Source organism: Streptomyces sp. NPDC001980, from assembly GCF_040296885.1.
Classification (GTDB): Bacteria; Actinomycetota; Actinomycetes; order Streptomycetales; family Streptomycetaceae; genus Streptomyces.
This window is the reverse complement of sequence record NZ_JBEOYD010000044.1, coordinates 71,204-82,326: the sequence shown is the minus strand read 5'-3', so window position 1 is coordinate 82,326 and position 11,123 is coordinate 71,204. Positions and strand designations below refer to the sequence as shown.

At 70.8% G+C, this 11,123-nt stretch carries 9 protein-coding genes; 5 read left to right on the top strand and 4 right to left on the bottom strand.

What is annotated here, in order from left to right; translation table 11 throughout:
• Positions 1–128 precede the first annotated feature (128 nt).
• On the bottom strand, positions 129–2,798 hold the full coding sequence (locus tag ABT137_RS42215) for an FAD/NAD(P)-binding protein (protein WP_351717436.1): 2,670 nt from the start codon (positions 2,796–2,798) through the stop codon (positions 129–131).
• A 319-nt stretch (positions 2,799–3,117) separates the two neighbouring features.
• Between ABT137_RS42215 and ABT137_RS42210 the strand changes: the two genes are divergently transcribed.
• The gene (locus tag ABT137_RS42210; RefSeq protein WP_351717434.1) at positions 3,118–4,365 is read left to right on the top strand and encodes a L,D-transpeptidase; all 1,248 of its coding nucleotides are present in this window, start codon (positions 3,118–3,120) and stop codon (positions 4,363–4,365) included.
• Between the two features lie 235 nt (positions 4,366–4,600).
• On the opposite strand, the gene ABT137_RS42205 is transcribed toward ABT137_RS42210, so the two are convergent.
• From ABT137_RS42205 to ABT137_RS42195, 3 genes are all read right to left on the bottom strand, one after another.
• Positions 4,601–6,016 (bottom strand): aldehyde dehydrogenase family protein, encoded by a 1,416-nt coding sequence (locus tag ABT137_RS42205; protein ID WP_351717432.1) that lies wholly within the window; start codon positions 6,014–6,016, stop codon positions 4,601–4,603.
• Between the two features lie 58 nt (positions 6,017–6,074).
• Complete coding sequence (locus ABT137_RS42200; RefSeq protein WP_351717430.1) at positions 6,075–6,620, bottom strand: nitroreductase/quinone reductase family protein; 546 nt, start codon at positions 6,618–6,620, stop codon at positions 6,075–6,077.
• A gap of 260 nt (positions 6,621–6,880) precedes the next feature.
• Complete coding sequence (locus tag ABT137_RS42195) at positions 6,881–7,786, bottom strand: AraC family transcriptional regulator (protein ID WP_351717428.1); 906 nt, start codon at positions 7,784–7,786, stop codon at positions 6,881–6,883.
• Between the two features lie 74 nt (positions 7,787–7,860).
• Here ABT137_RS42195 and ABT137_RS42190 point away from each other — a divergent pair, with 74 nt between their 5' ends.
• The 4 genes from ABT137_RS42190 (at position 7,861) to ABT137_RS42175 (ending at position 11,082) form a co-directional block, all read left to right on the top strand.
• A complete protein-coding gene (locus ABT137_RS42190; RefSeq protein WP_351717426.1) occupies positions 7,861–8,046 on the top strand; it encodes a hypothetical protein in 186 nt (61 codons plus the stop codon).
• 201 nt (positions 8,047–8,247) lie between these two features.
• Positions 8,248–9,657 (top strand): glycoside hydrolase family 16 protein, encoded by a 1,410-nt coding sequence (locus tag ABT137_RS42185; RefSeq protein ID WP_351717424.1) that lies wholly within the window; start codon positions 8,248–8,250, stop codon positions 9,655–9,657.
• Positions 9,658–9,779: 122 nt separating this feature from the next.
• Entirely contained in the window at positions 9,780–10,346 is a 567-nt protein-coding gene (locus tag ABT137_RS42180) for a sialidase family protein (RefSeq protein WP_351717422.1), read from the top strand.
• A gap of 31 nt (positions 10,347–10,377) precedes the next feature.
• Positions 10,378–11,082 (top strand): FG-GAP repeat domain-containing protein, encoded by a 705-nt coding sequence (locus tag ABT137_RS42175; protein ID WP_351717444.1) that lies wholly within the window; start codon positions 10,378–10,380, stop codon positions 11,080–11,082.
• The last annotated feature ends 41 nt before the right edge of the window (positions 11,083–11,123 follow it).

Below are 11,123 nucleotides of genomic sequence, written 5' to 3'. Positions count from 1 at the left end.
CGGCCCTCGTCGAGGATGCGGAGGAACTGGGCGTAGCCGCGGCCCTCCTCGCCGAGCAGGTTGGCGGTCGCCAGCCGGCACTTGAAGCCCTCGTCGGCGAACCGGTGGATGGCCGGGCCCCCGGCCGCTCAGGAGGCCAGCCCCGCACGCAGCCGCCGGTCGCGCGGGGCCCCCGTGCGGTCGAGGCGGGCGTCGAGCAGTCGCCGGGCCGCCTCGCAACGGCCGTCCGACACCAGGGCGTACAGCAGGGTCTCCTCCACCACCTCCCGCTGGGCGGCGCTGCCGCCGACCCGGCGCAGCACCGGCAGCAGCGCGTCGAGCCCCCGGGCCGCCTCCTGGAAGCGCTCCTCGACGAGCGCGGCGAACGCCTCGCACAGCGGGGCGACCACCTCGCGCTGCACCGCGTCGGCGCCGGCGGCGTGATCGCGCAGCCGGCGCAGCGCGGCCAGATCCCCGGCCGCGGTGAGGGCGACGGCCGCGTGCAGGGCGGTGAACGCGGTCTGCGGCCGCTCCAGTACGTCGCGTTCCACCGCCTCCAGCACCCCGGCCACGGGGAGGTCGCCCCGCCAGCTGTCGCTCACCCGGGCCCGCCACAGCAGCGACCCCGAGTCGACCAGGGCCCGGACCCCGCTCACCACCCGGCCCGGCGCGAGCTGCGCGAACCACCGTTTGCGGACGGCGGCCGGGTCGTCGAGAGCGAGTTCGTGCAGGGCGATGTGCCAGGAGAAGTGCGCCCGGTGCACCGCCCCCCGGCCGTGCCCGGACACCCACCCGTCGAGCCAGTCCCGGCCCGCCTCGTGCGCCCCCGACTCGTAGTGGACGTGCGCCAGGGCGTGCACCGCGTGCCCTGAGGCCGGCTCGGCGGCCAGCGCGCGGTGGGCCAGCTCGCCCGCCTCGTGCAGCCGCCCCTGCTCCTGGCGCAGGAAGGCCAGCAGCGAGGTGTGGAACCAGTGCCCGTCGTACGCGGGCGAGGTCAGGTCGAGCAGCCTGAGGGCGTCGTCGTCCTGCAGGTCGCTGACCCCGGAGAACGCGATGGTCGGCACGGCCGCCGCCAGCGCCAGCGCGTCTCCCCGGTGCTCACGCAGATGCCGTACGAGCGCCTCGTCGCCGTCGTCACCGGTCACCCGGCGGGTGACCACGTCCACGAAGGACCGCTCGCGTTCGTCCGCGCGTTCACGGGCGCTGCGCTGGGCGTCGGCGAGGGCGCGCGGCACGTCGACGGCGGCGGCGCACTCGTGGCCGAGCAGGGCGAGGGCCGCGTGGCCGAGCGCGAAGCCGGGGTCGAGGGCGACCGCGCGGGCGAAGGCGTCCTCTGCGCCGGAGCGCACCTTGAGGACCCGGTCGAGGCCGCTGCGGTAGGCGGCGGCCGCCTCGGCGTGGGTGGACAGCGGCAGCCCCTGGCCGTCGACCGGCCGCCGCGCGCCCCGCCGGCGCTCCGGGAGCGGCAGCAGCCGCTGGGCCAGCTCGGCCGCCTGGACGCGGATCTCGGGGATCGCCGTGGTCTCCCACAACTCGCCCCGGCGCGGGGCACCGAGCGTGAACAGGGGTCCGGCGAGGCGGCCTCGGGCATCGGCGAGCTGTCCGTCGCGGGTGGCCACGCCCATGCCCAGCGGGCCGGGGACGGCCAGCCCGGCGGTGAACAGGGCCTGCCACAGCGGGGTGTCGGGACGGCGGCCCGGCCCTGTGCAGTCGACCACCCAACCGACGTGCAGCACCTGCCCGTTGGACAACTCGACCGCGAGGGAGCCGTCTTCGGCGTCCGTGGCGCGCACCACCGTGCCGGTGTGGACGTGCAGCCGCCGCGCGGTGCGGGCGCGGGAGACGTGTTCGGCGGTGGCAGGGGCCATGCGGTGGCGGTGGGTGTTCCACAGGGCGCCCTCACGGGCCAGGAACTCCTCGCGCTCCTCGGGGGTGAGGCTGCGCCACAGCCGGGCGGTGTGCGGGCGGAGGCTGTCCAGGCCGGGGCGCCAGTCGCCGTGGGTGCGCACCGAACGGCTCACATGGCGGTAGACCGCGCGCCGGAGCCGACCGAGCGAGGTGTCGTCGAGACCGTCGGGAGCGGGCATGGCGCCGACCGGGCCGAGGGCGTGCGGCTGGGGCAGCAGCCCGCTGCGAGAGAGCGCGTGCACGGTGCGGCCGGGACGGTCGAGGGTGAGGGCGAGGTCGACGGCGGTCAGGCCGGTGCCCACCAGGAGGACGTCGTCGGGGCTGTCCCGTACCGGGTCCAGGGCTTCCGGCGCCCACGGGGTGCCGATGAAGCGGGGTGAGGTGCGCAGGACGGGCGGGGCCCAGCCGGCACTCGCCCCGGCGGGGCCGGTGGCCAGGACCGCGCTGTCCACCGCCAGGGGTCCCCCGTCGGCGAGGTGGAGTTCGACCCGGCCGTCGGGGGTGCCGGTACAGCTCTCCGCGAGGGTGCGCAGCCGGCGTACGGCGACCGTGCCGTGGGCGCGGACGACGGCCTGGCCGAGGGTGTCGGCGAGGTAGGCGCCGTAGCGGTAGCGGGTGGCGAAGTCGGCGCCGGTGACGGCGGGTTCGCCGTGCCGGCAGAGCCAGCGGACGAAGTGCCCGGGGTCGTCCGGGTAGGCGCTCATGTTGCCGGCGGGCACGTTGAGCCGGTGCCGGGGGTCGCGGGTGGCGTACGCGGTGCCGCGGCCCGCCTCCGGGGCCGGGTCGATCAGGACGAGGTCGAGCGGAGTCCGGCGGCGGTGCGCCGTCTCGCAGAGCTGGACGGCGGTGAGGGTGCCCGCCGCGCCTGCTCCCACGATGGCCACGTTGTGCCGCTTGCGGACGTCGGTCACGGAATACCTCCGGCGGGGTCGGCTTACTGCTTCTTCACTATTCCGATCGGGTAGGTGGGGAAGCCAGGCCGGGCAGGTGATCTCACCGGAAACTCAGGCCGCCGGTCGGGCGTTCATACTCTGTTCACGATCGGCGGACCGGGACAACCCGGGTTCCGGCCGACTCGCCCCGGTCCGCCGGGGATTGACCGCGGCCGCGCGGGGTGACCTTCCCGCTCCTCATTGGAATCTCAGCGAGCACCCCCGTGATTCAAAGGAACCACCCATACAACCGGCGCAGGATGCCCTGACACAGGTGTACAAGTCAGGAAGGCGTGTCGTGGGCGTCCAGCACATATCGAACGGGTCCGGGCGGCAGTCGGGGACGTGGTCCCGGCGCGGGATCCTCACCGCTCTCGGCGCGGTGCCCGCGGGGGCGGCGCTGGCCGGATGCAGTTCCTCCGCGGACGCCTCGGCCACCACCGGCGGCAAGGGTGCCACGGCCTCCGTGAAGTCCGCGACCAAGAAGGCGACGATCACGGTCACGCCGGTCTCCGGCACCAAGAAGGCCGACTTCACCACCCCGGTCGAGGTCACGGTGACCGACGGCACGCTGGCCTCCGTGACCGTCGCGGGCAACGACGGGTCGACGCTGTCGGGGTCCTTCAACGACGCGAAGACGAAATGGACGTCGGCGAAGAACCCGTACTCGGGCACGAAGTACACGGTGACGGCGAAGGCGCAGGGCGCGACCGACGAGACGGTGGCCACCTTCACCACGAAGGCCCCCGGCGAGACGTTCATCGGCTACTTCACGCCCGAGGCGGACTCCACGTCCGGCGTCGGCATGCCGGTGTCGATCAACTTCACGCACGCGGTCGCGGACCGGGCGGCGGTGCAGAAGGCGATCACCGTGACCGCCGAGCCGGAGGTCGAGATCGTCGGGCACTGGTTCAGCGACACCCGGCTCGACTTCCGCCCGGAGACCTACTGGGCGTCCGGCACCAAGATCACCCTCAGCCTGAAGCTGAAGGACGTCGAGGGCTCCGACGGCATCTACGGTGTGCAGTCGAAGGACGTCACCTTCCACATCGGCCGCGAGCAGATCAGCACCGTCGACCTGTCGACCAAGGAGATGGTGGTGAAGCGGGACGGCGCCACGTACGCCACCTACCCGGTCTCCGGCGGCAACGCCCAGCACACCACCTGGTCCGGGATCATGGTGATCAGCGAGCGGTTCAAGCAGACCCGGATGGAGTCCTCCACGGTCGGCCTCGGCGACGAGTACGACATCTCCGACGTCCCGCACGCCCAGCGCCTCACCACCTCCGGCACCTTCGTGCACGGCAACTACTGGGCGTCGACGTCGGTCTTCGGCAGCCAGAACACCAGCCACGGCTGCGTCGGCCTGCACGACGCCAAGGGCGCGAGCGACTCCTCGGTGGCGGGCTACAAGTTCTACGACAGCTCGATGCTCGGTGACGTGGTGATCGTCAAGAACTCCGGCGAGAAGACCGTCGAGGCCTCCAACGGCCTCAACGGCTGGAACCTGTCCTGGGCGGACTGGAAGGCCGGCAGCGCGGTCTGAGGCCTGTCCGGTACGGGCCCCTCGGCGTGCGGCACGGCCTTGGCCTCAAGCCCGGTCGAGTTTCCACGGTCGGTCCTAGGCCGTGGTCACCCGCACCTGCGCCGCCCTCGCGGAGATCGGCACCACCCGGCCCCGGTGAGTCGTGTGCATCGTGTCCGCACTCCCGCTCATGCAGGGCTCGGTGGTCCGCGGCCGGGACAGGGCCCGTCGACCGGCGCCGCCGTGGGCATGTCCGTCAGACCATCACGGACCGCGGTTCGAGGAAGCCCTCAAGACCGTAGGTGCCGTATTCCCGCCCGATGCCCGACTGCTTGAATCCCCCGAACGGGGACAGCGGCTCGTAACCACCGTTGATCGCCACCCGGCCCGCCTGGAGCCGCGACGCGATGCGGCGGGCTCGCGTGACATCTGACGAGAACACGTAGGCGTGCAGGCCGTAGTCCGTGTCGTTGGCGATCTCGACGGCGTGGTCCTCGTCACGGTAGGTGATGATCGACAGCACCGGCCCGAAGATCTCCTCGCGCGCGATCGTCATGTCGTTGGTGACGTCCGCGAACAGGGTCGGTCGCACGAAGTATCCGTCCGCGAGGCCCTCCGGGCGGCCGGGTCCGCCGACGACGATCCGGGCGCCTTCCTCGGCACCACGACGGATGTAGCCCTGGACCCGCTCCCACTGCCGTTCGCTCACCATCGGACCGATGGCGGTCGCCCGGTCGCCCGGGTCACCGGCCGGGAAGTCGGCCATCTTCGCCGTGGCGACAGCGAGCACCTCCTCCAGCCGGTTCTCCGGGACGAGGATGCGGGTGCCGGCGACGCACGCCTGGCCGCTGTTGGCGAACCCGGCCATCAGCGCGCCGGTGACGGCTTCCTCGAGATCGGCGTCGTCGAGGATGATCGACGGAGACTTACCGCCGAGTTCGAGCGTCAGGCTCTTCATCGTCTCGGCCGCCTCACGGAAGATGATCTTGCCGACCGCGGTCGAGCCGGTGAAGGAGATCTTGGCGACGTCAGGGTGACGGGTGATCGCGGACCCGACGACATCGCCGCGCCCCGTCACGATGTTGAAGACACCCCGGGGCAATCCGGCCTCGTGGAGTGCCTGGGTCACGACCTGGGTCTGCGTCGCGCTCATCTCGCTCGGCTTGATGACGACGGTGCAGCCGGCCGCCAGAGCGGTCGCGAGCTTGTCGCAGATGATGAACGGATCGGAATTCCACGGTGTGATCAGGCCGGCGACGCCGATCGGTGCCATTTCCACCGTTGCTTTGCCGATGCGCCGTGTGAAGTCGAAGCCCTCCAAGGTCGTGATCATGTCGGCGATCGCACCGGGGGCCGAATCGACCATCCACGCGTTGCGCACCGGCGCGCCGTACTCCATGAGGACGGCGTCGGCGATTTCGTTCCTCCGCGCGGCGACCGCGGCCTGCAGCCGGCGCAGCGCGTCGAGCCGCTCTTCCTTCGACGTCGCGGACCAGGCCGGCAGCGCACGCTTCGCCGCCGCGACGGCCGCCGCGGTATCCACCTCGTCGGCGAGCCGGACCTGGCCGATCACTTTCCCGGTGGTGGGATTGAACAGGTCGGCGAGTTCCGTGCCGTGCGGGGTGACGAACTCACCGTCTATGTAGATCTTGTCGATCACGTTCTCGTGCATGGTGCTCTCCTGGACTTGTTCGCCGCCGAGACCCACGGAGTGGGTGACGGGTGTCTGATCAGCGGCCGCCGCGCCCGGTTGGGCGCACGTCACGGCCCGAGCCCGCACAGCATGGTTGGCTGCGCCCGGCGTCCCTGATCGCTGATGGTTCGTGCTGTCCGGCTGGTGTCGAGGACGCTGTGCGCAGCTGCTCGTCGTCGAAGACGATCTCGACCAGTGGGCTGCCCGCGAACCATTCGTCGAAGTTCTGGCGCCGGCTGACCCGTGCCGCCATCTCGGGCCGGTTCTGCAGGTCGAGGACCGCGGTGATCACCCGCCGCCGTGTCGGCTCGTCGACCGGTGCCGCGGTCGCGGGCAGGTCGGCCGTGACCCCGTGTTTGAGATGCACGACGAACCGCGGATCGGCCCGCAGGTTCGCGTACCAGTTGCGAGGTCCGGGCATGCCGGTCAGGTACCAGCGGCCGTCGACGCGGTGGAACCAGATCTCGATGCGCCGCGCGATGCCGCTGCGTGCGCCCAGCGTCGTGATGTCGATCGTGTGCGCGGTCGCCGATGAGTCCGGTCCGATGGCGAGGGCGCGGGTGACGGCGTCGTCCACGGTCACAGCCCGGTTCGCCGATCCTCGTCGAGAGGCGCGTCCCCGTCCTCGATTCGGGACCGGCCCGGCGTGCGGCACTTCATGGTTCTCTCCTCGGAGGTGGTCGGAGGGCATGCGGTAAGTGGTCGGCGACCTTCATTACCCGCCTCCTGCTACGTCCCGGAATTCATGGAACGTTCTGGTACCTCCATGGAAACAATGCCGCGGGCGCCGAGCCAGCAAGATCCTCTCGCGTGGTTGCACAATCCTCTTCGTCCAAGCGGCTCTTACGGGAGCACCGCAGTATGCGGACCGGATCCGCCACGCAGGCGCATCGCATCAACGCTGGGCGGGGCACCGAACTGGCGCCGGTATTCCCGGCTGAACTGGGCCGGACTGTCGTATCCGACGCGGTGCCCGACGCCGGTGATGTCGTTCGGATGGTTCGCCAGCAGCAATCTCGCCGCCTGCAGCCGGATGTGTTTCTGGAACTGGATCGGGGTCATCGCCGTTACCGCCTGGAAGTTCCGGTGGAAAGCGGAGACGCTCATCCCCGAAAGCCGTGCCACTTCCTCGACCCGGAACGGCTGGGTGTAGTTCTCCCGGATCCACTGCACCGCACGTCGGATATGGCTCAGGCTGCTGTCGGGCAGGCCGAGCTGACGCACGGCATCACCTTGTTCCCCGGTCATCAGCCACCAGAGGATCTCGCGCTTGACCAGCGGGACCAGTGCCTTCCGGTCCCGCGGCCGGTCAAGCAGGCGCAGCAGCCGCACGACGGCGTCGAGCAACTCGTCCGGGGCGTCACTGACCGCGATTCCCGGACGTACGGTGCCGGGGGACCTCGGCAGATCTCCCGGCCCGAACTGCAACAGCAGCTCCGCGATGGCGGCAGGTTCCAGAGTCATCCCGAAACCGAGCGTGGGGTGGCCCGGGGCGGCCTCGATGAAATGCCCCGTCACCGGGAGGTCGACCGAGGCGACGAGGTACTGACCGGCGCCGTACTCGTAGACGCGGTCTCCCAGTGCCAGGCGCTTGCGGCCCTGAGCGATGACCGCCAGGACCATGCCGGACATCGCGGACTCCGGCGGCACGGCGTGGTCGGCCTTGCAGATCCGGACGCCGTCGATGGCAGTGGTCAGATCGGGACGCACATGCCGTTCCAGTAGTTCGCGAAGCTCGACCAGAGACATGTTCCGATTCCAGCACATGACCTGCGGCGGCTCCCGACAGCAAGAGGAATGTGCAAGAACTCGCGAGTTTCGTCGTGGCGTCCTTCGCAGGTGTCCCGGACAGTCCGCGCCATGCGCCGGCCCTCCCGCGCGAGGAGGCGTCCGGGCTGCTGCGCGGCCACCTCGACACGGGTCCGCGGGCCCTGGAGGAGAAGATCGACACGGTCGTGGCCCGCGGCCGGGTCACCGAGGACACCGAAGGGTGCCTGGCCCTCACCTGAGGGCGGGTTCAACGGCTTCGCCGACTTCACCGCCTGAACTCCGTTGAGAAACAAGGAGATTCTTTGTTTTAACTCTTGACGACGGAAGGCACGGAGAGCACATTGGGCCCACTTTGAGAGCGCTCTCAGCCAGTCCCGGCCGCTCCTTGCGCTCTCGAAGGCTCACCCGCGCACCCCCCTCCGTACCCGAGAGGCACCCCCATGAGTGAAACCTCCGGTATACCCCCTGCGGACCACAGACGGCGGCGCTCGTTCCGCCGTGCCCTCCTCGCCGCGCTCGCCACCATGGGCCTGGCGGTCGCGGCCGCCACGACCGCCACCCTGCCCGCCAACGCCTCGGCCCCCTCCGTCCCGTCCGGCTGGAGCCAGGTCTTCCTCGACGACTTCAACGGCACCGCCGGCACCGGCGTCAACACCTCGAACTGGCAGTACGACACCGGGACTTCGTACCCGGGAGGTGCCGCCAACTGGGGCACCGGCGAGGTCGAGACGATGACCTCCAGCACCACCAACGTCGCCCTGGACGGCAGCGGCAACCTGAAGATCACGCCGGTGCGGGACTCGGCCGGCAACTGGACGTCGGGCCGGATCGAGACCACCCGCACCGACTTCCAGCCCCCGGCCGGCGGCAAGCTGCGGGTCGAGGCCCGCATCCAGATGCCGAACGTCACCGGGAACGCCGCCCTCGGCTACTGGCCTGCGTTCTGGATGCTGGGCGCGCCCTACCGGGGCAACTACCAGAACTGGCCGAGCGTCGGCGAGCTGGACATCATGGAGAACGTGCAGGGCCTGGACAAGGTCTGGGCGACCATGCACTGCGGTACCAACCCGGGCGGTCCCTGCAACGAGACGACGGGCCTGGGCAATTCGACCGCCTGCCCCAACACCACCTGCCAGTCCGGCTTCCACACCTACACGATGGAGTGGGACCGCTCGGTGAGCCCCGAGGCGATCCGCTTCTACGTCGACGGCGTCAACTACCAGACGGTGACGTCCAGTCAGGTCGACGCCACCACCTGGGCGAACGCCACCAACCACGGCTTCTTCGTCATCCTGAACGTGGCGATGGGCGGCGGCTTCCCGGCCGCGTTCGGCGGCGGTCCGACCAGCGCCACCGAGTCCGGCCACCCGATGGTCGTCGACTACGTCCAGGTCCTGCAGGCCAGTGGGAGCGGTACCACCACCCCGCCCACCGGCAACCGTGACGCGTACAGCGCCATCCAGGCCGAGTCCTACGACAGCCAGTCCGGCGTCACCGCCGAGACCACCACCGACACCGGCGGCGGCCAGGACATCGGGTACGTCGCCAACGGCGACTGGGCGCTCTACAAGGGCGTCAACTTCGGCTCCACGGCAGCCACCCAGTTCTACGCGAGGGTGGCGAGCGGCGCGGCCTCCGGGGTGAGCGGCCAGGTCCAGGTGCGGCTCGACAGCCCCTCCAACTCCCCCGTCGGCAGCTTCTCCGTCGCCAACACGGGCGGCTGGCAGACCTGGACGACGGTCCCGGCCAACATCAGCTCGGTGACGGGCACCCACGACGTCTATCTGACCTTCAGCAGCGGCCAGTCGGCGGACTTCGTGAACGTGAACTGGTTCGACTTCGGTCACTAGACGCCTGGTGCGGGGCCCTGAATGCCCCGTCATCCCGCCTCGCCGTCGGCCCGGTCCGCGTCAAGGACCGGGCCGACGACAATTCACGGTGCCGTAACGCACCATCGTCATACCTTCCTCACATGAATCTCTCCGCCGTCGTCAGGGCTCTGCTCCTGCCGCTGATCGCCGGCGCCGCACTGGTCTCCCCGGCACCCGCGGCAGCAGCGCCCGTCATCACGGCCCAGCCACCCCAACTTCCGAGCCAGTCAACCTTGTTCACCTCGAACACGACCATCAGCGGCCGGACCTACGCATGCTTCCGGGTCCCCTCGGTGGTCCGCACCGGCATCGGGACGCTGCGTGCCTTCGCCGAAGCCCGGACGGGCAGCGCGTGCGAGGACACCAAGGAGATGGACATCGTGAGCCGGGCGTCGACGGACGACGGCGCCACCTGGAGCGCACCGCAGTTCATCGCCCGCAGTCTCTCCGGCGACCCCGCCAACCTGGGCGTGCCGGCCATCGACGCCCAGCCCACACCGATCGTCGACGCCACGTACAAGGACCCGGAGACGGGCCAGGTCGTGGGCCAGGTGGTGCTGCTCCACAGCGTACGGCTGCTCACCAACGGGGGCGTCACCGGCGCGGACGGCAAGCCGAACCGTATCCAGACGTTCGCCATGTACAGCCATGACAACGGCCGGACCTGAGTCGGCCGGACGGACATCACCAGCCAGGTGAATCCCCGGCTGGACACGCAGCCCGCCACCGAGCAGCAGGGCGTCCGCTTCCTCCAGCCCGGCCCGCGGCGACTTCAACAACGACGGCATCGGCGATCTCGTCGCCATCAACGACCAGGGGCAGCTGGACTTCTGGCTGGGCCAGGGCGACGGCATCCTGTCCGCCCCCGCGGTCCTGATGTCCGGCACCTCGTTCAGCACCGTCAAGGCGGTCTCCGGCGGCGACTTCAACGCCGACGGCCTCACCGACATCGTCGGCCTCGGCTTCGACGGCCATCTGTGGTGGTGGCCCGGAAACGGCGACCGTACCTTCGGGGCCCGCCAGAACCTGTGGCCCGACACGTCCTTCTCCGGCTACTCCGGCGTCCCCACCGGCGACTTCAACGACGACGGCAACACCGATGTCGCCGCCGTCGACTCCGGTGGCACCCTCTGGTGGTGGGCGGGCGACGGCAAGGGCGGCCTGGCCGCCGCCCAGCAACTGGCGTCCGGTACCTCCTTCGCCGCGTACGGCCGCTTCTTCACGGGCGACGTGAACTCCGACGGCCACACCGACTTCGCGGCCGTCGACTCCTCCGGAGCCGCCCACTGGTGGCCCGGCGACGGCACCGGCCACATCTCCGCCACCGCCGGCCCACTCACCGTCCTCTCCCCCGTCGCCGGGACCACTCCCACCCTCCTGAACACAGGCGTCTACACCTTCTGACCCGCCCGCCCCCACCCTCGCCTCGGGGTGGGGACGGGCCC